Annotated in this window: 1 protein-coding gene (cut by a window edge); it reads right to left on the bottom strand. The window is 39.1% G+C overall.

Annotation, left to right across the window (positions count from 1 at the left end):
- Positions 1–25,130 carry part of the coding region annotated (locus PHY73_00675; protein ID MDD3374223.1) for a M24 family metallopeptidase on the bottom strand (this coding region is incomplete at its 3' end). The annotated region continues 19,352 nt past the right edge of the window, so 25,130 of the 44,482 annotated nt are shown.

Genomic DNA, 25,130 nt, shown 5'->3' with positions numbered 1-25,130 from the left:
CTAAAGATTCTTTAATTGAATTAAGCTTTGCGAATATCTTGTCAGCAACCTTTTTGCTTAAGTCGCCGGCTTGAGCTAAAGCTTCGACTTGTTTTTCAGCATCTTCTCTGCGCCCTGCTAATCTTTCAATAACATCATCCGGAACATATGCGGTCGGCAGCAGGCTTTTTCCTTTCATCGCCTTTTTAATTTCTTTCTTTTCTTCCTTGCTCTTGCCTTTGATGGCTTCTCTAATCTCTTTTTTGCTTTTTCCCTTGATGGCTTTCTCAAGATTCTTCTTATAATGGGCGATAATGACTGGGGCGTATTTCTTAGAAATATTATTTATTTTCTGCTTAAGATCAACAACTTGTGATTCTATACTTTTTTCATTAAATTTTATTTCTTCTTGGAAGCTTTTAATTTGCTTCTCATAAACTTTAAGATCTTCGTAAAGTTTCCTGGCTTCTTCTACTGAAACGGATTTATTTTTTCTAATTTCAAGAATCCATTTGACCGCTGCATCAATTTCTTTAAGAATTTTATTGAATTCAGCTTCTTGCTTTTCTTCATACTTCTCTTCTTTTTTCTTGTTAATCTTTCTAAGTTCATCAAGGCTTTTTAAAATGGCATTAGAATTTCTTTTTGATTCTTCCTGTAACTTTTTGTTTATTATCTTTAAAGCTTCTGTCATAGCCACTAAAGAAACTGTTCCATAAAGTCTTCGATAATGAGAAGTATACTGACCAAAAACCTTAGTAAGAGTGATTGGTTCGTCTGCACCATCTTTAAGTTCTAGATCTTGAGCAAGTTTATTGATTAATCCGATTTGCTGATGTGAGACATTTCGCTCAATCTTAGATAGCGGCGAGATCTTAACACTAAGGAAATTGAGTGCATCTAAGAAGCCCCACATTCCTGCTAATAAAATATCCCTTATGTTTCTTAAAACATCCTTTGCGTCTTTGCGCGGATTCACTAGATACATGCCCATCCAAGCAGCTACAAATGTGAGAAGTGGCAGTGCCCATAAAGCAAATAGAGTTGGATTAAATCCAGCAAAAGCTAAGATAATAACAGTCCAAAGAACTCCTTGGCGGATAGCATAATCGTTGCGTAAATAAATAACCTGCCACATCATATCTCGTGCAATCTCCGCGCCTTTACCTAATGAAGAAATAAATTTAGCTAATCTCTGAGAACCTAAGACACCGACAGAATTCTCATAAGTAAAGATCCAGTTAACAAAATACCAATAATTTCTTACAGCGACATCTTTAACATAGATGAAGAATCCTTTGAATAGTCCTTTGTGTTCTTCATAAGCTACGTTAAACCAGCCACCATAACTAATGGCCTGAGACAATACAGCACCAAATCCCCATAAGATAAGAGGAAGGCCTGCAAAGAGGTTGTTGGCTAAAATCAAGAAGAACGAAATAAGCCATTTGAGATATCTTGTAACATGCGGCTTCTTGAAATAGAATCCAAAACCATCCCACCAGAAGTTATCGATCTTATACGTCCATTCAACCTTAGGAGAAAGAAGCATCTTAACCGGAATACGGCCAAGCGCTGACTCGCCGCTATCGTTAGACCACTTAAAGCAAGGTGTCTTATGATCAGCGGCCTGATACATCCAGTTTTTACCTCTACGAACATAGCCGGTTCTTGTTACAGTGTATCCGGCATTTCGGAATTGAATGTTCGTTAACGAGTCTTCAGCAACATAGTCGTCACCGGAGAGCCCTTCAGACCAGCGCATAGGCTTAATGCGAACCATAAATTTACCATAAGCAGTTAAGCCGCCCATTAAATCCTTGCCCTGCTGAGCATGGAAGGTAAAGGCATTCTCACCAACCGGAACAATCTTTCCTACAATGCCGATATTCTTTGCTAAATAATGATCTATAACCGGAATAACCGCTCCAACGCGCGGGTTATACACAAACTCAAGAAGAGCTTCAGGGGTAGACCAGACATCTTCTGTTCTTGAATGGTGGTCTGCGTCGATTAAGTCTAAGGTCGGCCCGTGGACATACGGCAATGAAGCTGTTAACGAATTCCACTTGAAGAAGTGAACCTGCTCGCCTCTCCTATTCCATGTCGCGGTTGAACCATCTACAACCATAAGATACATTAAATGGCTAAGCGCCTGTTTGACTTGTTTAATTTTTCCGTTATTAGGATCTCCTTGATGCTTCCTTTCAATATCTGGTCTAATTAAGTCAGAAATGCATTTTGCTTCATTTACAAGATCTTGCTTTGTAATGTCTCCTCTCGAATAAGCTTTTCTTAAGAGTGGGATAAAATAATATAGATAGTCTCTCAACGTTATCATGGCAATATCATCGTACTTTTCAGGGAAGAGATCGCGTATCTTCTTTAATTTCTCAGGGCTTAAAATTCCTAATGCTGCTTTAAAAGTGCGGTCTTTTTCCGGCAATGCTTCAAACCCAGGCTCATAGAAGGCACCGAAAGATCCGGAATGCTTAACCATAATTCTATCTGTTTTATCTTCAACAGCCTGTGCAATTTCTGCCTCTGACCAGTTAGGCATAATCTGACGAATTCTATATTCCCAGCTGCGTTTTACCTTCATGGCAGATTTTCCGGTGTTCCATAAATCAGCCAAGTGGGTATTAGCCCACATAACCACATAAGGCATTAGCTTTTTATTGATTTCTAATTTCTTCTTAGGGCTTTTCATTAATTCTCTCATTCTTTCTTCTTCTTCAGGAGTTAGCTTAATTATTAAGCCATCGACCTCTATGCCTTCTTTTAGCCTCTCTATTAATGCAAGGTAGTATTCGGTCTTATACTTGGCAAGTTGTCCAAGACGAGTTGTGTGCGTTGCTTCATTGTTGTTTGGACTATTGATATCGTCTTCCTCATGGAAAGAAGGTTCTTCATAGCCTTGTTCTGATAGAGCATAGGCTAAGAGGTCACGAATTGTTCTCGGTGGAGTTGGTTTATCTTTTCTAACTTGATCATTGGCCCAACGGATAATACGATGATATCTTTCATCTCTAACTTCTTTATCGCCTTTTTTAAGAAGCTTTTGAATTTTAGCAATATTCTTTGCTCTTTGTCTTCTTGTGTATTCCTTGCCATCTTTTGCTAGAGCATCATAGATTGCGAGAATCTCTTCCCATTCTTTCTTTTCCATTAAAGTTATAAGAAGCTGGTAGTCTTCCTGGCTAGAAAGCTCTCTTAGGATGGACCTTTTAAAGATATCAACTCTCTCTTGTCCCATAGTTTTCTTAAGGTACCAGCCTTCTGCCTTATCAGAGAAAATTCTATCTAAGGCTTCAGCGAGTTGCTTATGTTTGACAACATCATAAATGTGATGTTTTTTATAGAAGTTATATGAAATAGCGCCCTTAATAAAGTAATGAATTGAATAGAATGTCAAGCGGAATGTTTCGAAGACTAAAGCATAGAGGATAATTTTGTAAACAAATCTAATTGCCTCAGGAAGCATAAGATTCCAGGTTGCTGGCAAGAAAACAGCTGCTGTAAAGGCAGCGATGAGGACAAGGGCGGTTACGGCAAGTTGCACGATATGCTTTTTAACAGCGCCATCAGGATTGGCCTTCTTGATGCTTGCATATCTTAATCCTAAGAAAGCTGCCTGAATAACAAATAGGCCACCAATGCCAACTAAAATCCAAGGACTGATGCTAACGAAGTAAGGAATACCTAAAAGGCTCCATTTGCCAACTGCGTTAAAGAAGAGGAATCCCATAAATACAAAAACGATAGAGAAAACGAGCTTTTGGTAAAATTTTCTTTCTTTATCAATAACATGCTCTTTAAATGGATTCTCTTTAGCTAATACCTTTTTGGCAATTTTCTTAGGACCTAAAATGAATTTCCAAACGCCCATCCAGAATAGCTGATAATGCTCTAAGCGGTTTTTAACGCGTGGTAGCTCAATAGCGTGTTCAGTTGTCATAATAACCGCTCTCATTTTTCTTAAGAATTCTCCTTTCTCAATTTCTTTTTCTCCGTCACATATCTGATTAAGCAGAGTATCTAGCTCTCTCTTAAGCGCCTCAACGCTTTTTCGAATATTTTCATTTTCGATGTGCAGCTTTCCATCTTCAGACATTTCATTCTGACCAAGAAGATATCGCATTGCCTGATTGAGCTCTTCCCAGAGTAAAGACCACTGATGATAGCGGAAATCGCCAAATCTATCTTTAATTTTCTCCTGCCCGCCCATCATTTGTCCCATTAGGATGCCATTCAGTGGCTTATAAAGCCTGTTAATGACCTCGATGATGCGCTTCCCATGCGTCTTGCTTTCATGCCATTTATTTAAGCGGTCATCTTTTGTTATTTTCTGATAAATCCATTCTTCAAGCCGCCCGTTCCCGTTGACAACAATCATCTTAAGCTGAATAACCTGCATCATAACAAATTGCTCTAAGGAAACGATGCGGGAACGGATGCCAAGGTCTCTGTTGGCTTCTTTTTCAAGGTCATCATTGGTAACAACATAATAACCTGACGGTGATTTCTCTCTTGGAAGGTCAAGCTCCTCAACATCCATAGAGAATTTGATAGATTTAATAAGCGTATCAAAGAACAGCGCATGCTCGCCTATGAAATTTTCTTCGCCCGGCTTAATGCCAAGGCCTAGATTCTTAAGAAGCTGATGAACTTTTTCTTTAAGAGCTTCTTCAGTTCTTTCGTTGATGGTTGTATCCTCGTTAAACTGTGCTTTACGCATCGCGTGAGCTAAAAAGCGGCGTAAAATTGTTTCTTCAGAAAGATATCCGCTGTATTCATTAAGCTCTGCAAGAATCTCATTAACGTCTTCTTGAATAAGCTTGCTATAAGGCGAACCCGGCAAGAGAGCTGAAAGAAGCTCCCCAACTTGTATGCCAACACCTTGTTGTGTCATCTTCATAATATCTTCAAGGGTAATATTTCCGCTTCTATAAGAGAAGGAGAAAGTTTTCTTAAGCTTCTTTAACGCTTTTCGTTGACGTCTGATATGAGCTCTCTGCTTTCTTTTCTTAAGTGCAGAAATAGTTTTTGCAAGGCCTACTCTTGCAAGCTCTTCAAATTCTTCATAAGTCTTAAAGCCTTTATGAGCTCTTCTTGTGCGTAAGATCTCAAAAGCTTCGTCTTTGATAAAACCTGCATCCATAAGATCGAGCACATCAGCTCCGTTAATATTCTTTCCTCTATAGCGGTTGCGGACAAAGATATTTCTTAAAGTTCTTACAACTAACGCTGGGAACAGTAAGAAGATGCTAGCTAGAATCCAGATAACAAGAGATTTGCCTTCTGCCCAGCGTTTAGCCTTTTCAAAAATGCTGGTAGCAGGCGCTTGTTCTTTAGCATCTGTTTTAATTTTTTCCGGATGAGCATCATGAACCGTAGCAGTAAAATCATTCTTAGCATTGCTTATAAGCTCTTCTTGAGATGTCTTGTGATCAAGGGCTAAGCGGGCAAGCTGAGAAGGAATGCTGTTTCGAACCTGATCGCGCAATGAAAGCTCAGAAGAATAAGGAGCTGTTCTTGTGTAATAACTTCCATTTTCTGTAAAGAGTACGTTGGCGTTCTTTGATAAAACTGATGATTTTGTTTCACCAAACTGATATTCTCCATCTTTTGTTACTTCGTAGTCTACGCTTTCTTCAGTTAAGAGATAAGCGTCACCCTCTTTATCGCTAAAGATCGTTGTTCTAAAGATGCTATATATCTCTTCGATAGATCTATCTTCATTAACTTCCGTGCTTAAGATCGACATGTCATATTGATCAAAATAAAGCTTCTGGCGCTCAGGGCCTTCATTGCCAAGGCTGTGATAGAAGTTATAATGCAATCTTCCGTCTAGCCTAAATGCAATTTCTTTTAAGGAGGCTTCCCTCTTATCTTCAACATCGTAGGACATGATGTCGCCTTTAAACTTCAAATTATGCGCCTTGGCCATCCAACGACTGTCTTCCCATAAATCTGTTTTCTTAAATAGAAGAGCATTAAGCCCTTTGTTCATCCAATCAACGCGGGCATATTGGGTTGCATCAGGAATCTTTATATCTTGAGTGCTAGGGATAACCTTTGCTGGGTCATATTTATAGGTATAACTTTTTATCGCAATACCAAAGACTTCAGCACAGAAAGAAGGACTGTTTGTATAAACGTCTTCTTCGCTTGGATGAATAGAGAAGTTTACCCATTTGGCGCTGCCTTGGGCAAATCCATTTTTGCCGATTTTTGTAAATCCGTTTAAGGTGATGCTTAGGCGTCCGCGGCTATCTTTAATTTCTTTCCAAGCTCTGATGGAATAACCATCTTGTCCTTTTTTAAGTCCGTCTAAGAAAGCTGTATTCTTGGCTAAAATAGAATGATTAAAGTTTTTCGCGTTCTTCATATTGGCGGGTAGAGAAACTCCGTATAAACGCTTAACATCATACTGAAGGCTTCCGGTTGTTGTATCCATTTCCGTAATATTGGCAAATGAATTAAGCTCTTCTTCCATGTCGTCATTGACGTCTGTCTTCATTGTGTAATCCGCAATGCCATATCGTCCAACATTTCCATTATAGAAAGAATAGATTTTCATAGAGCCTGGAGCAATGACGATTTCTCCTTTTTCGTTTAACTCGCCGTGCCATTTTTCAATAACGCGCCCTTTGACGCCTCTGATTTCTTTGAAGAAATTCTCTACGCTCTCTTTTCCGCATTTGGGGTTTGTAAAGACGTCAACAACGATTCTTGCGCTGTCTTTCTTAAGAACAAGATCTCTTAAGAAGGAAACGCTGACTTCTTTTTCTTCACCCTGGACAGCATATCGAGTTGCGGTCATTGAAGGAATTTCAAAAACCTTAAGGAGCGCACGGCGATGATCTTGGAAATCCTCATGAGCAAATTCTTCCTTGCTTCTAAGACTTAAACCTTCAGGGAACCTAAGGATTCCACTGTCCAGAGTAATTTGATTAACAAACTTAATGGCCTCAGGAACAGATTGAGCATTAAATAAATTCTTTTGAACGCTGCCTTTGACCCAAAGATGCCATTTGCCCTTAAGAAGCTTATCCTCTAAAGTGCGTCTTTCAACATAAGCCCCTGATTGCCTAAACAAATCAACAACAAGCGTAAACAGGCCGTCTTTATCAACCTTATAAGAAAATGTTAAAGGATCTTTCTTGGCCGGATTTTGAATATCGTATAAAAGACTATAATGTGAATTGCCTATATCAAAGGCAATGTCTGCAAAACCATCACTGTCGATCTTAATGATAGGCTGCTCGTCATTAGCAAACGCCTGATAAGAAGAATCGATAGGATGCTCATTAACATAAGGCATAAAGATCTTAACCCAGATAAGATCTGCAGGATTTTTAACAACAGCACCCGGAACACGACCCGAAACACTGTCTTTACCTTTAATATCCTGAATTTTCTTCTCAAGCTGATCTCTTAAATCAGATGGCAGTTCCTCATAAGGCATCTCGCTAGATTTAGAAACTTTCTGAAAAGCCTTATAATTAAGAAGGTCGACTGAATCTGCCACAAAGGTGTTGGCTCCCCTTTGATTCTTAACCTCAAAAACTTCCTCTTCAAATTTAATGGCCATCTCATTAGAATTTTCATCAATACCAAAATCTCTTACTCGCACGCCTGCCAAATTAATTTCACGGATAAAATCAAACGTTACGATGCCGTCTGCAAAGTTTGTATTATCGAGAAGATGTAAATATCTCTCGCCACGGTTGATAACCCAGCCAGTCTGATTGCCTAAATTATAAATGCCATTTGCAGCGTTATCAAAATTCTTAAAGATTCGTGAGGTTTTTTCTTTACCATTAAATTCATTGGTGTCTAGAATGGCTGGTGTTAATACAGCACCACTCTCTTCATCTAAGCTAGCAATAATGTTAAGAATGTTATTTTTTCTATCTGTTATAGTTTCAACAATAACTTTACCCCACGCATCGGCACCGATGTAGTCGATAACTTTTTCAATGCCATTTTCTTTCACATAATGCTGATAAAGAATAAATCGTTTTGTGACGCCGTCAGCGCCTGTAATCAATTTGATACCAAGTTCTTTTGAGAAATAAAGGACGCTATCCTTGGCCTTAGCGTCTTTGATCATAGGACGAACCGGCGTGTTTTCTTCCTGCAAGAACATGACTTTGGAGTCTTCAAGATCCCTGTCCGGGTAGAAATACTTTAGAGCTTTTCCTGCTGTGTCTAAGCTCATCAGCGTTGCGCCTTCCTCATAGATCTTCTTAGAAAGTTTTGCGCGAAGATCAGCATTGTTGAGATCGCTTGGGGAGTACCAGGATTGTTTAATGCCTTCTGGTACAGATGCGTCATATTCAGAAAAAAGAATCTGGCTAGTTCTAGCCGCTTTCTTAATTGCTTGAGCATCTTCGTTCGTTCTTAAAATTTTGCTTGCTTTTTTGGTGCTAAAATCTTTTAATATATAAACAGGCTTCCATCCGCTTAACAATAAATCTTCAACCACGCTATTATGGTCTGTAACTCGATAAGGTGAACGGATAACCCTTTCGCCTTTGTTTTGCACGCCATCTCGGTTTTGATCGTAATACCAATATCCCGATCCTTCTTTCTGGATATAGATTTCTTTTTCAAAATTATATTCACTATCGCGTTGAGGAATCCACGGAAGCCCATTAATCGTGTCAATACCCTCTAAGAACTGGAAGACGGGTTCCCACTCATCGGAAAGAATCTCGCCGCCTGTTTTAATCTTATATTGCCCTGCTTTATTCACATAAAGAAGACCGGCATCATAAGCATCTTCAATTTCTAATAAATGAAGACCGATGTGAAGCCTTCCAACAAGATCCGCTTTATGTCCACGAATATTCTTAAGAACCATAAGTGCTTGACCTGTAGAGTCACTTAACTCAATGTTGTCATAATAATACTTATTATTTTTCTTAATAATGCCGCCTCTGTCCATGCCAACGCTGTCTAAATAAAGCTCGTCTCTAATATCCATAACACGCAAAACTTGACAATCCTCTAAAACATCACCTTCAAGAACTTTTGGCAAACGACCATCAAAGTATTCTAAAATACCATTACCCTTAAGACCTTCAGCTGTAATCTTAAAAGCCTTCTGACCATAATAAACTTTACCAACAAGACTATCTTCTCCATAAACAACATCTACTTTTTGATCTTTTGGCGCTTGCACATCAAAAACATCTTGCACAAAATCATCTTTTTTAACAACGCTGGTATCAGAGATATCTCGTCCAACAACCCAAGCATCATTTTCACTAAATGGTTTTTTAACGGTCTTAATTTCTTTTGACTTCTTTCCGGAGAATAATGTCACAAGTGGACGAGAAATCATTGCCCCTAAACCATTACCTGCATATTGACCAGCAATTTGTGTACCATCGTTAAGCGTGTATCCAGCGCGAACAGTCCCTCTGTGATCATTTTCAAAATCTGTTTGAACACCTATGCTAATATTGTTTTTAAAATTCCAATTAAGACCAGCACGCTGCTCGCCTTCGACATAATTATAGAATCCTGTTAAATTCTTGTAGCCAATATTTGCTCCATAGCGTTTATGATTTCCATCAAGAGAAGCCTCGGTGCCAAATGTCACCTGACCTAATTTTGATCGTGCATTAGCAGACAAGAACTGTGCTGATTCTTTGCCCCAAGCACCATCCACCCCTTTAACTTCATTATTAAACGAAAGCCCAAACACAGTGTTTCCATCCTTAAACGGCTTAAACTCAGCACTAAATTTCTGATAAGCAAAAGCATCGTTAGCAACTAAAAGCTTATCTGACTCAAAAACTGTATTATTCGTTAAAGCATCAACAATAGTAGCATGATAATTCTCTTCCGATTTTCCTTCCATCAAACCTGCTTCAACCTTAAGGAAAAACCAAGGCGCTACTTCATAGCTCATGTTTCCGGCAACGCCTAAAACTTGATCTTTTTTATCTGTTGAAACTTCTAGTAAACCAGTGATGCCAAAATAGAATCGCCCGCTATCTGCACTAACACCAAAACTATTAACCACAAGATAATAATATTTATTAACAGTCTCACCCTTTGGATTTTCTTTGGTGCTTCCAAATTCCTCAAGGAACTTGCTTTGTCTTTCAACGCCAAAGTTAAGATTGTTCATCCAGCTTTGATTTCGAGGATCTGTTGTCACATCAATCAACCAATATTGACTATATGGAGCATCCTCAACAAATGCCTGCATAGTTCCAACATGAGCACCCAAAGACCAAGCATCTTTTCCAAAAGTTAGCATATTGTAAGCATCAAAATTGGTTAGGTTTCCTGCGCCTGGATTAACTGGATTAAACATCATTTGAGCAAAATGCTTTGGACTCATTCCATTAACAAACATAGCTGGAATTTGCTGACCATTATCTGTAAAGATAATCTGATCGCCTTTCAAAATTACAACATCCTGATCAATCTTAACCGCATCAAAAAGACTGTTAATCGTCGCTGCATCGCTTGGGCGAATCCAATCAAGCGTTTTGATTCGAGCATCAACTGCTTCGCGAGCTCCAAGGTATGCTGCATCATATTCAGCTAAAACATTCGTTTGAAGATCATAGGCTGCATCAATTTTGGCCTGAGCTTGTTTATATGTTCGATTCATTCTTGATTTAGCTTCTGTGCGAGTCTCGATGCCTTGATTCAACGTCTGCATCCCTTGCAATCCAGTCTTGTACGGGTGATTAGCAAATGTGTTAAGCCCTTCAACCGTCTCTAGCGCTTTATTAATTTGCTCTTCAACCCAATCTAAATATTTGGCTATCGCCTCACCATCTTCGCCAAAGAATTCACTAAAGAATTCTCTCATATTTTCCTGTGCTGCAGAAAGATTTGTATACGCTACAACTTGAGCATCGCGTGCATTGAGCTTGCGAGCAACAATCTCTGCGCCAGATTCAGCAAAAGGAATGGTGTCTAGAATAGAGTCATAAACTAATTCTGGAAGACCATAGTTCTTGTAATAACTGTTTACACTTTGATCAGAATTCCAGACACCATAAATTGCTTGAATATATTGCTCAATATATCCTCTATGAGTTGGCGTAAGAGAATCATTATTGTCTAAGATATAATTCATATAAGAAACTGTTTTCATCCATCGAGGAAGATAACCCATAACAGTATCTGCTTTGATATCATTATCATCTTTAAATAAATACTTTCGAATCGCTGGGATTGTATAAATTTTTGATTCATTAACTAATGGAGTGTTAGGATCATCCTTGCCTGTATTAAAATAAGCTTCGTTAACATCTTCGGTGTCGGGATTATCGCCATCAATTGGACCACCTTTGAGAGGAATGATTACATCATCAAGACCACTATAATTCACAATCTGCAACGCAGCTGCCTTGTTCAACCAGACAATAAGATCATCATAATAATTATATAAATCATCGTTAATCTCAGCAAAGGTAGCTGCGATAACTGAACGAGAAATTTGATTTCCACTAAAGTTTAATTGAAGAAGATATAACCCGTAAGCCATTGTGCCAGGAACAGGAGCATAGACATTGCCAAATACTCGTTCTTTCTCGTCAAGAATTGAAAGCAGGCTATCGCAAACAGCAATCCAATCGCTATTCCCTGCCGCTTGAGCTAAAAGAAGCTCGTCTTCAAAGAAAATCCGAGCGGTATCAGTTTTAAGTTGTTCCTCCAACAGATAATCTTGTGCTTGAGTTACTTCAGCTAAATCCTGCGGCACATAACCATTATCAAAAAGATCTTCATAATTATTTGCAGCAATCATGGCATTTAAATCATCGCGTGCCCACCCAGCTGTATCTTGGTTAGCTTCAGCGTCTAGAATATGTTTTGCTTGATCATAAGGATCAGATGTTATAGTTTGTCCAATCGTCTTAAGAATAGTAATCTGATCGTTAGCACCGTTAATAATTTCTTGGTTGTTAACAAGAGCTGAGTCCATATTGTTGATCCAGATTCGGCCAGTTGAATCTCGAGGGGTTTTCCATTCTTTAAAAAGTTCCTTCACAACAGCTTCAGGACCTTCTTGTTTCATTCTCTCTATAATATTATTGTATTCTGTTTCAGCTGCATTACTATTACCATCAGCCAAATCAAACGCCATTTGATAAATCCAAGCATAAATCAATTTTTCTGCAGCCAACTTAACGCGATTCTCTTCCATCGACAATATGATTCTATTTAAACCACCAGCAAGTAACTCTAATCCTACCTGTCTATAATACGATTCTGTTCTTGCCTTGAGAGCAACATCATAACCTTTGTTGGCATCTTGTAGAGCCCTGTAAGCATCTTCGTAAGCAATTTTCTTTTCTTTTAGCTCTACAATAAGACTTCCAACATCAACCCCTAAGTCTTTAAGCCCCGCGTCTAATCGATCAAAATCATCACCTTTCACTGAAGCAACAGAGACACTCATCGGAAGAGGAACAGATTTCTGAATTTTTTCCGCATCTATTCTTTGAACATTTGGATAAATACTGTCAACAAGCTCTTCTGTTGTTCCATCTTGCCATTCAATAAACATAAAAGCATCTTTGTGTTCTGGATTCTTAAGATTTGGACTATATTCAACAATCGCTTTTTCGCCGTTCTCAAATTGAGCATAAGTCAAATCTCCATTTTGGAAAAGATCAAGGGCTCTAAACTCATTTTCATCATAAACATAATAAACACCTTGCTTGAAAATCAAGCGAACCAACGGCACACCTAACATCATGGCAGGCTTTTCAATAAACATACCTGGAACTGTATGATTATTAAGGTAAGCAATCTTAAATCCAGCCGGAACAACTGTGTCATTTGCAAATGTTTCAATTTCTGTATTTTGCGACAACACATTAATAGAAACTGTATCGTTTAGGAAAACAGGTGTATTCTTTCCTGTCTTAAGATCAACAAAATATCCTTGTAAATTATCCCAAGAAATAGAGTCCATATTTTGACGGAAGAAATAATTCATTTGAGCTGCTCGATAGTTAAAGATTACAATCGGATAAATTGGCCGACCATTTGGCCAGTAGCCCAAAATGGTATCTTTCACAACAGGAGCTAACACAAGCGAATCAAAATAAACGGTGGTTCCCTTAGCTAAAGGAACAGAGTCAAGCTCAACATGCTTCATCTGTTCTAGAGAATAAAATTTTTCAATTAACTTTCCACCCTGAGAAGGATCAATTGTGCCAGCAAAATTATCATTACCTGTCATCAGCTGATACTGATCTCTTAAGTTTTGCAACATCCATCCGGTTGGAACCATATACGCTTGGCCTTCTTCAAGCCATAAGTTATAATTTTCGCCATATGGCTTTGCTAATGAATCGAATCGTGGTGTGCGGAAGAATTCTTCATGCTCTTTTGTTTCTTTATTAATTGTGTATCCAACAGCATCTCTTCCTTGGCGCATAACAAGATAAAAGATATTTGGATTCATACAATTTAGTGCGCTATCGCGGACAAACACGCTTTCTGTGCGACCAATTTCTGCGACAACGTCATACATTGGTTTTTCGTAAGCCCCGACTCTTTGATGCGGATTACCAAAAATAGAATAGACACCTTTTTCATATCCTGTTGTCTTAGCAAGACGTTTTTCTTTATTCATGAAAATTTCACCTGTTAACGTCATTGGAAGATATTTTCCTGTAAGATCTTCAAAAATAAGTTTTGTTGGTTTAAAGCTATGATATTTTATCTGTCTTTGAAGTTCCCAGTCATCAACGCCATTAGAATTTGTAACAACACGATACTCGTAAGAAGCTTTTGTGGTTGCAAATAATGCTCGAGAAAATCCATTACCATTAATAGATTTAAGATAAAGAAGTCCGCCTTCCCCTTTGTGTCGAGAAGAAATCCAAGAATTGCGCGCTTCAAAAATAACATGAACAGCAGCCGCATAACTTATGCCAGCCTGAAGAGGAGCAACTTCAACGCTTCCCTGCCACATTGCATTTAGTCCTTGTCCTTGCTGGAAAAGATCAAAAACTTGCATAAATTCATTATCAATAAATAATGTGCCACCAAACTTTGTGTCTCCAAACGGAACATTCCAAAAACCACCCACAGGATTCCAATTGTAACCTACAGCTCCTCTAATAGGCCATCCTGAACGACTCGCTTGAACAGATTCACGAAAAGCTTTTATTCTTTGCGCAACCAATGTATCTGGATGAAAAGCAAGGGCGTTAATCTGAGCATCATAAATATCAAGCGTAGCGTTTCCTAATAATGAATCCTGTACAGCTTGAATAACTTCAAACTTTTCTGGAGTCATGTCTTTTGCCTCGGCTTGAGCTTGAGCTTCTCGAATGCTTTGTCTAAAAATATCGCGTTCATTTCGAGTTTTAAGTGCGCCGGTATTTAAATGAACAACAGATTTTTGTTCTAAGCTAAATGGATTAAATCCTATCTTGGCAAATGTATGCCATACTGTCGCAGCCAAAGAAGGATGACGAGAAGCAATCCACCCTAAATTATTATCCATAATCTTCGTAGCATATCGCACACCACCATCAACGCTCATCTTGTCCAGCGATTGGCTATACAAGGCACCCTTCACTGTATCCCCAAGAAGAAGATATACAACTTCTGCGTGAGCGGTAAACTCACCAGCAATACTACCATCTCGTCTAAACGTAAAATCAAATCCTTGAATCGTATCTGTAGGGCTTATATAGACAGTACGAGTTCTTTTTTCATTAAAGTTTAAAAGATCTACAATGCTGATACCTGTCAAACTAGTTGTGTCTGCTAAATGTTCCAGGATAGCCCATGTGTGAACGTCTGTAGCATGATTATAATCTGGATTGTTGTCCGCTTTGGCGCCAACGTAAAATCGTCCTTCACCAATATCGTACATATCATTAATCAACCACTGATTAACATTTTGCTTGGCCTGTTTATATTGATTGTTTCCGGTTAGATCAGACATCATTCTAAAATAAGCTAGCGCATCTAAATTCTCTTCTGTCGATGCATGATTTATCTTTAGTCCAGCTAAAACACGTCCATCTTTTTGCTGTAAGTTCATCGCAAAATCAGCATATTGCCTCATCAAAGGAAGATATGTTGTGTCGCTTGTCTGCTTAGTATATTGAGCCATTGCCATGCCCATCCAAAGAACTGGACCGGTTGCTTTTCTCCACTCACGAGGATTCCCCGTATAAACATCATAAGCACTGTAAGGAATTCCTTTATTAACATAAAAGTTGAATATTTGTTGTGCAGTTGTTAAATCTCCAGCACTAAGATAAAGTATTGCTGTTATAGCTTGGTCATATGTATATCCGATGCCTTGAAGCTTTGAAATCTTATCAAAAGAATTATCAATAACTTTATAACTTTCGAATAATCCGGTGGCGGGGCGTTCTTGGTTGGCAATCCATTGAAGTTGATCTGCCGGTGGCGAAAGCCCTGCAGATTTCAAAATTTCTTGGATGTTGATTTCTTTAACATATGTTGAATCTAGATCTTGTGCTATTTGTAGCGCTGGCAATGCTTGGGTGTTGTTTATGATCGCAGATGTGTCAATTTTTTGTGTCGCAATAACCGGCACAACTGTCGTATCTACAGCAGGTGTTGTGTCTTGTGCTGGCGCTGGTGTCTGAGCAATCGTTGTTTGCGCTGTTGTATCCATAACAGGAATGCTGTCTTTTGCTACTGTATCTACAGCTACCGGCTCTGTATTAGATTGCTGAGTTACAATGAAAGGCGCAACTATTGTGTCAACAGCAGGAGTAGTGTCTTGCGCTAGCATTGTTGTTTGAATTACTGTTGGCTGAACTGCTGTATCCATAGCAGGTGTTGTGTCTTGTGCTGGCACTAACATTTGCGCAGCAATAGCAAATCTGCCTAAACCTCTAGCCATACTATCAAGAACAGCATTAGTACTATCTTTGAGAGCGGCAAACTTTGCTTTATAAACAGCATCAACGCTATCTTTATATGCTTTGCGAATGCTATCTTCACGAGCAACCGCAACAAGACTATCTAAGCTTCTCTGAATACTCTCCTGCTCTCTAGCAATTCTCTGTTGAGCTTTTTGAAGCTCAGCAATTTTTCTCTGAGCTGGAGTTAGTGTTGTATCTGGCACTACGACAGCTTGGCTATTTTGATTTCCTGTTCCTAAAGATGTTGTTGTTGCTGGCGCAACTGATGTTGTTTGCTGTGTTGCTAGTTGATTAGGTTGCTGGCTAACCGTTGTTGCGTTCAAAGGAGCAACTGGTGTTATAGATTGTGTTTGAGCAGACGGAACAACAGCTGCCGGCGTCACAACAATGGTTTGTCCTGGATAAACAAGATCAGGATTTTCGATGTTGTTTTGTTCTGCAACTCTATCAATAGCTGCCATTAAATCTTTTTCTGCAATCAACCCAATTTTTTGAGCATCCACAATAAAACCGCTCAATGTATTCCTGTATGGATCTGAAGCATCCCATTTACCATCCACAGTAACCTGAAAAACATTATCAGCATCTCGAACAAAAGTATGATGATATTTTTCTCCAACTACTACGCTTGGCAACATCGCCATGGCTGGCGCTTCCATCGCTGGTGCTTCCATGGTTGGTAAATCAATCGAGCTATTTAAATCTGCGCCTGGCAAGTCTAGTGTTGCTGAAGATAAAGGATTAAAGGTCCCCAAAGCTGAAACAACAATAAGCGCCACAATAGATACTCCAAAGGCCCAAATAAACGCTGTCTTAAGAGTAATCTTTCCATCAATCGTTTTTCTGGAAACCTTCTTGGCTTTTCTGTGTCCTTTGCCTCTAAATATTTCCATTGAAGTCATTCTGATTAAAGCCTCAACCTTAGCGCCCATATTGCCATTATCTGCATTATTTGCTTTTGTAAGCGTGTAAATCATTTCAAAATCTTCAAAGTTTAAAGCGCTTGTCAACAGCGTGCGAGCCTGCATTGCAGTAAGAGGCTTGCCTTGCTGTGTTTCTTTTCTATCAATCATCGCCTGATATTGATTAGCTAAAATTCCACCAATGGCCTCTTTAATCATCGATATCAACATCTTTGTTTTTTGTCTTGGCGTAAAATACCACTTGTTAGCAACTTCTCTTGTATATCTTGAAACAATGTAATCTAAGGCATAATCTCTTTGGCTTGGAAGATTTTCTTTAAACAAGAGCTTTTCTTCTGTCTTTGTTTTCTGTTGTTTTTTAGCCTTTAATGCTTTTTCAAATTTTGTTTTAGCCTTTTTAATAGCATTAATTTGATTCTCTATCTTAGAAACTTTTTTATTAAAAATTCGTAGTGCTTTCCAAAATTTAACTCCTCTTCTTAATCCATCTTCTTCTTTTTCAAAATTAGAAATAGCCTCTTTTATTAAAATTACTTGGGCATCGCGATATTCTTCTTGCGTAATTTTCTTAGAAATAAATCTTTTTGTTCTTCTGACTCTTATCCTTAAATCTTTAAGAGCCCCTTGCTTCTCTTGATTGAGCTCTATTAACACAGGATCATCTTCTGATCTCATTCGTTTTTCTTTTTTAATCTTTTGATTAATTTTCTTAATATCTGTCTTTAAGTCTTCAATTCCCCAAGAAACTGTTTCAATCATTTTTCCATAACGATGAATTGTCAATCGCGCTTTTCTTAAAGAATCTACAATGACTGACGATGATCCTCTTAGGAACATAGAAGTAGGAGCTAGGACATATGGCATTAAATTGCTTGAAGCTTTGTTTTCTTCGATAGAAGATGCCGCTATCTTGCGTCCCTCCCTGCCACGGAAAAGATTTGGCGAAGATAGCGGCTGTGCGATCAAAAGCTCCGGTTTTTCAATTCCATTCCTGCTCCGCCTCGGCGAGTCCGCCCGAAAAGCTGGGCGAGATCTCGGCAAAGACGGACCTTCGGCGAGACGGGCACGGAAGAAAGAGCGAACGAAAACCGGCAAAATATTTACCATATAAGAGAAGATAGCCGCTATCAAAATCATTACGTCCCTGCCACGGAAAGGTGATTTTTGCGATAGCGGCTGTTCTATAAAGGATACCGGTTTACCATCTTCAATCCTGCCACGGAAGAAAAGATGAGCGGAAACCGGCAAAATGTTTGCGATATTTAAAAGAAAAGCCGCTATCAAAGTTTCAATCCTGCCACGGAAAGATAATTCACTTGATAGCGGCTTGTTTGCATCTATATTTGAAATAATAACGTTTGGTGCACTTGTTTTCTTAGCGCGCCATTTAGCAATACCGAAAACTATAAATGCGGCCGCAAGAGCAATAATCGCACCTTTTGTCATGAAAGCTGCGCTTACACCAGTGCTTAATATGATCGGGAATAAAAGAAGTGGGCTAATCGCATTAACAACAATCGGAGAGCTTAACGGTGTCACTGGAAGAATTGGAAGCGCTGAAGATGTTTTGTTCATTTTTTCAATAGCACTGGAGGCTTTTATCCAAATCGGCTTTACTTTAGCCGGAACAACGCCGGTATGAGCATTAAGCAACCAAATGGTTTGGCGTCCACGATAAATATAGCTTCGCGTAATGGATTGTCCGACTTTGTTCTCCACATAAACTTCTCTTGAATAACCTAATTCTCTCTCGAGGAACGGCAAGAATACAGCCAATGTCGTATCAGCTTTACCAATTTCTTTAATAGCAGCTTTGCGAGCATCTAGATAGTTTTGCAACCCGGCATTATAAATCGCAAGAGTTCTTAATAATCTTTCTTCTTCTGACATCGCGTTCCACTCGGTTATCATCTCAGGAACAACGCCGTTACGCTGCAAATTATCTTTAGGCTGATTGTAAATATTGGAGAGATAGAAAATACTTAAAACAATATTTGTTTGCGCATAAAGCACAGGATCTTTATCTACGAGCTTCCCAAATTCACGATAAGAGCTTGACTGCTTTAAGATATTCTTAATATAAGAGCTCTTGATCCTGCCGTTTCGTAGCTGTGACTTGAGATTATTATAAAGCACGTTTTGTGTTCCGCCGATCATATGCATCGGATTGTAAAGGCTGTTGGTAATATCAAATGTGCTTTCTAAGAATGTTACGGCAAAGGGAAGTTCGTAGGGAACATTAAATTCTTTAATGGCTTCTACATAAGCACGATAGAGTTTTTCTTGCTGTCCGTCTTTTCTTAAGCCGCTTCTATCGGCGAGCTCTTGAGTAAGCTTGGCATAAACCTGGTCTGAAACGCTCGCTTCTTTTGTTGGGTTAACCGTATCATAAGTATATCCGAATACAAATATGAATTTATTCTGGATATCTCTGTTAGGAAGGGTTTCTCTTGCCTCACCTAAATTCTTGAGGCCTTGTTTGGCTTTAACAGTTTGAACCTCAATCGTTGGGAATACTTGACCTTCTTCGCCCGAAGATAACAATGCTCTATCAATAACAAAAGCTAGGTAAATTGCGGCTAATGCTAAAAGTATATGAACAATATGTGTAGATAAAGTGCTCTTGTTTCGATATTTTGTTTTCTGGGCAGCCGTTCCGATAACACCTGATCTCTGAAGGGCTCTTCGGATAACCCAAACGGCTCCAGCAACAACAGCAACAGCCAAGACATATTTAAAGAATTTAATTGCTATAATAACGCCAATAATTGCAAGAACAGTCTTAACTCCAGAACCACCGTTATCCCCGTTAGAGTTTTCAGGTCGAAGATTAATATTTGAAGAAACTTTTTGTGTAAGGATTGAAGCTTTAGGAGACAGAGTATCCCCGGCAAACAATGTGGTAAGAATTTGAGAAATGGCAAACACCGCAAGTAAACTTGCAGTCCATGAAATTCCTATACTGTTTTTTGCCTCTAAGTTAAAGCTTGCTCTTACTCTGTTTTTAGCTTCTAAGTTGCTTACCTTGTTATATAGAGAAGCTGTAACTCTCTCTACATAAGCTCTTGCACGATCCAATACGTTTGTGACTTGTTGTGCGAGCTTTTCTGTGCTCATGCTAGAAGACGCACTTTCCAAAGCACCAGGAACGCCAATTTTTCCGAAACTAGACGCATTATCCCCTAATACAACAGGTTCAAATGCATAAGCCTCGCTTATACTGAACATTCCTTGCAACGATCCAGCTAACCAAAGAACAGATCTCTTGAATCCATTGACAACAGCCACTACAGATATGTTTGCTTCCCTAATAAGAGCGTCAGCAGATACCTCTGTAAAGATTAAACCAGTCAATAAACTCAAAGAGCGAACTTTACCTTTTTCACCCTTAGTAAGGGACAGTGCAGGCTCACTGGAGGCGTTTAATCCAAGCACACCTCGGGCATTGTTAACTCGTTTGGCTAGGCTAATTTCACCTAACACGTTACCATAGAACAAGTTAAAGCTATTTACTACTTCGTCTCTTACTGTCTTCATTAAACGAGATAGAGAACTAGAAACTCGCATAATGTCCGTGACTTTTTGTTCCACATTTACTATTACTGAGCTGCCTGAACCGTCGTGGAAACGGTCGGTAGCCAAATATACCGTTGGAGACGTGCCAGAAACCAGTCCGCTTGAGCATGAACCCTGTGCAATAGCAACTTTCCAATCAACTTGATGCTCTGCACTTGTTACTGGTGCGGCGGATTTCTGAATCGCATCTTTATCGTTATGAATAGACCTCGCATACGCTATCATTGAGCTACTTCGCCCATTGCCATCATTCGCTGAACCTAATAATAAAGGCATATTTATCGGAGTAACTGGCATAATCGGAGCAGGAGCCATAGGATCCTTCTGCTGCCCTACAGGAATATCGCTAAAAGGACTGCTTGTTTGTTGATTTCCTAGATTTGGCAGAGGAACTTGCTTAAATTCTCTATTTTCATTTGGCGTTTGGACCGTAGAAAGCGTTTCTGGGGCTTGACTTGTTCGTTGTCCAACAAATATAGGTCTCATGGTCAATGCCAGGCTTAGAATTGAAATAAATGCTGTAATCGGCATTGAAATAGATGTGGCTAGATCAATCGCAAAAAAGATTGCTTCAAAACCTAATGCTTTCAATATATTTCTTGCATAAAGAAGAATATTCGAAGCAGCTGCTTTTTCACCATTTGGTGCATTTGCCCTATATATAGAGGAAGGCGCTGGCTTTTTAACTGCTAGCGATCTTCCTTCAACATTTGCCTTAGAAATTGTCATCCAAGGAATCATTGGTACAACTGGCGTAAGAGGAACACCTGGTTGCTCTATTGTTGGCGCAGTTACGCCTTCAACCCCATCAATCGTTGCATCCATTTCTTCGAATTGTGGAATTTCAATAACCGAGATATCAGGTGCAGACCAAAAAGATGGTGCATCTGAAAACTCTACATTTCCGACTATATAACGAGCTTCCTCGTTGCTTGGCACAAAGCTATCTTTATATTCATCTGAAACAGTAATAACCCAACTGTTGTCAGTATTAATATCTGAAATATCGACCGGATACTCGTAAACTGCCATATGACCATCTTTAAGAGTAGCTATCGTTTCTTTTCTTTCAGCAGCGGAGACATAAATCACCGAAGATCCACTAACAAGAGCCATGTCTCTAACTGTAAGCCCACTATTACCTTGATTATATGTATTAAGGAGCTCAATATTGCCAAGAGGTCTGCTAGAAAGCAGAGTCGAGCTTCCAACATTTGAACTTGCGAGAACCATTTCTGGAGCCTTTGTTGTAGTCGGCACAACTGCTGTCTTAGATTTTACAATATTTTTTGTGGCTACAAGCACTGTATCTAAAACAAGAGCTAAGAGCACTGACTCTTCATATTCAGGTAAGAAAGGAACCTCATCTTCCTCGTTTAATGGATTGTCAGATTCTTTAGCTGCAAAAACATATCCTTCTACAACATCGCCCAAGCCTTCTTTCTCAGCAACAAAACCTTTATTAATTCGATAAAAATCCCCGCCAACATAAATATGAACTGTTTCTCCGTATTCTAGCAATGGCGCAATAATTTCATTCTTCAAATCAGTAATCGGTGTTGCGCTAGTCGCAACTGAGCTGCCTGGATTAATGCTTTGAGGTAATGCACGAGCAGTAGCAAGCTTTGACGGAGTAACAACCGTCGCAGAATTCGCCATCTTTTGATCGCCAACAGATCTCTTTGTATCAAGAAATTGCTTTGTCAAAAATGCGGTAACTGCGCCGATAGCTAAGAACGATAAAGATGCCACAGAATAATCCCCGTGTGCTGAATTAACAAAATCAAGTCCTTGTTGAACAACGCTCTGTGCGCTAGAAAGCATAGGCAAGAAAGTCAAAACAATAGGAAGCATTGCTGCGCCAATAGCAGGAAGCACAGACGAAGTATTGAATCCTCCTGACTTTGTCTCAGAAGTTTTAACGCGGTCGCTATCAATATTCATAACAGAAGAAGCAGACTGTATCTCAATCACCGGTAATTCTTTAGGAGCCTCGCCTGTTACAGAAACAAGCTGCAACTGTTCTTTCTTGCCCTTAACAGCCATATAAGTGTTCCCAGCTCCGCCTTTAAAGACTCCAGGCAAGTAAATACTTGGCTCCATAACAAAAACATCACCTTCTTGAATAACTATGTTGTTTTGCTCGCTAACAATCAAGTTTTCTTCATAATCCTGAAGTCCTGTTCCATACCCCAAAAGAGCACCAAAATTCCAATAAGCATCTTTTCCATAACCTTTTTCTTGAATAATCTTATTTGATGCCCGAGCCAAGTCTCCATAGGTGACAGACTCACCTTTGCTCATCCTCTCGTTAGCAGAATCAATAGGCGACTTTTCTGCTTGGAGAATGACTTGGTATATCTCTTCTTGTTGTTTTGTTCGTTTTCCAAAAGCATAAGGACGGGACATATTCGCATTATATATTTGTCCATCCTTTTTAACAACATCTCCAAATTTTACTGCCTCAACACTTCCATCATTTCTTTTAGCTATTTCTTGAATCTTCTTTTCTATTTCTGGATTCTTCAAATTCATAGCCCCAGCTGTTTTCTTTCCGGCTTCTTGAATCTGCTTGCGTTCTTGTTTTGTTCGTGAAGCAAGGAAAATATGTTTTACTTGAGCCAAACCTTGATTAGCAGCTTTAATATCATTATTGCTTGCTGCCACAATAGCCTCACTCCAAATCTTTTCCACATTTTTGCTAATAGATCTATCAAATCCTGCTAATTTGTACGCTTCTTGACGAGCTTGAGCAGCTTCTTTATATTTCCGACCATCAGTTTTTCCTTCTTTCACAAGAACTTCTACACGCTGTGAATATTCTTCAAAAAGAATCTCGTTAGTCAAAATCTTCTGGTTATAATTCTTGCTGTCCAAAACACTTAGCACTTTTACTGCATCATAAGCTCTAGGATAATCTTTCGTTTCTTTGGCTAATGCTAAGTCAGTAGAATAATCACTAAGAGCAGATTGCACAGGATTATATTCTTGACCTTTGAGCTTGCTTACTTCTAGGTCAACCTCTGCGGCATTCTTCCAATAGCCCAGATCAGCATCCTTAGGCACTTTCTTTAAAGAAGCTTGCTTGCGTAAATGCGCAGCTTTTGCTTCCAAAACAGAAATCGTTGCTTCCTTAAAATCAGGTACTTTCGATGCCGCTAATTTGTTCCAATGCGCAAGCTTACTATCTGCATCTAAAGCATCGATCGCATCATCATAATAATGTTCTTCGGTAAATCTATTGATAAGCGTAGCAAAAAGATCTGCTTTTTCTGAATCTGAAAGACTCTTGTGGTTCAAGATGTCCTGCTGTACGCTTGAGCGCTCCTTCTTTGTTTTAAGCGGAGTCTTTTGCAAGAAGCCAACAAGCGTCATTATTTTATTCTTTTTGTTCTCATAACTTTGGACAACCTCGTCAAAACTTTTACCCTCTTGTGCTAATTGAGCTCCTGCTTCCTGAATCTTAGCATTTGCCTCCTTTTTCTTTTCCTTTTCCGCTAAGATTTCTTTTTTCTTTCTTTCTTCTTTAGCGTTCTTTAAGCGATCAATATCCATGACAACCGTGGTTCCAACAACAACTTTCTTTTTTCCTGCAATAGAAAATGTAGGCTTAATGGCAATAGTGTCTCCAGCATAAATAAGGTTTTTAACTTCCCTTCCATCATGATGCTTGCCAAAAAGATCTTTATCAAGAGTGTATCCTAAATGCGACAAACCCTCCTTCTCCATCTCCTGGTCGATCTCTTGCTTAATTGAATCCTCTAATTTTTTATAGTTGAGAATGTCGCCACTTTTAGTCTTCTCTTTACCGTTTTCAATAGCCTTCAGGGCAATCTCCTGAATTTTTTCTTCCGTTTTCGCTGAAGCTTGTGTTTCTGTCGCCGAAACTTCTGTCGCTAGTGTTGCGTTTGCTTGCTCTGGCGATAAGATTTCTGGCACCTCACTATTTTCCTTTGCATTCAAATCAAAGGTTGTGGCGAAATTGTATTGCTCAAGACCATATCCATCACGGCTTGGCGCGTTTACAACTACATCCATGATCACATTGGTTCCCTCAACAACCACAGAAGTTTCTTTCAAATCAAGAGAAAATTTATTTTCGCTATTATTTAATTTTTGAGCATAAGCTGTTTTGATCTTTTCAGCCTTTTGCTCATCACTTAGACCTTTCAGCATTCCCTGCTTTAGCTGAGATATAAAATCATTTTTGATCTCTTGAACATTTTGTTGATATGAATCCCTCGCATCTGATACTTTTTCGTTATCCTCTTCGCTCCGCTCTCCTGCTTGATTAACATAAACTGTATTAAATTGAGCTTTTAGTTTCTCTTCATTAGTTAACATTTTATACAAATCAAATATATGTTCACTTCTCAATAATAAATCTTCCCGTCCTGCAGCGCGAATAGCTCTAATAGCTTCATAAGCAAGCTGACTATTTTTTTGTTTATTTAAGGCTGATTGCCCATCCTTTTTTGCAGTTTCCCTCGCAAGATCAATACCCTGATCCAAACTTATCTTGCGTACCCACCACTCTTGGTCTCTCATTTCACCCATATCGAAATAAAGCTGAGAAATACTCCTGTTGCTTATTTTCGACATGACGCGAAGGTCTTCATATAATTGAGCACCAACCTCAACTCGAGTGCCATTTTTCTTAGTCACAAACTTAGCCTGGAAATTTTCCATATTGCCATCGTTATTTTTATCCACTTCTGTTGAGCCATGATGATCATATTCA

The organism is Candidatus Omnitrophota bacterium (assembly GCA_028693815.1).
Lineage (GTDB): Bacteria > Omnitrophota > Gorgyraeia > Zapsychrales > Aceulaceae > Aceula.
The sequence above is the reverse complement of the archived record's forward strand: the minus strand, read 5'-3'. Positions and strand labels throughout refer to the sequence as shown.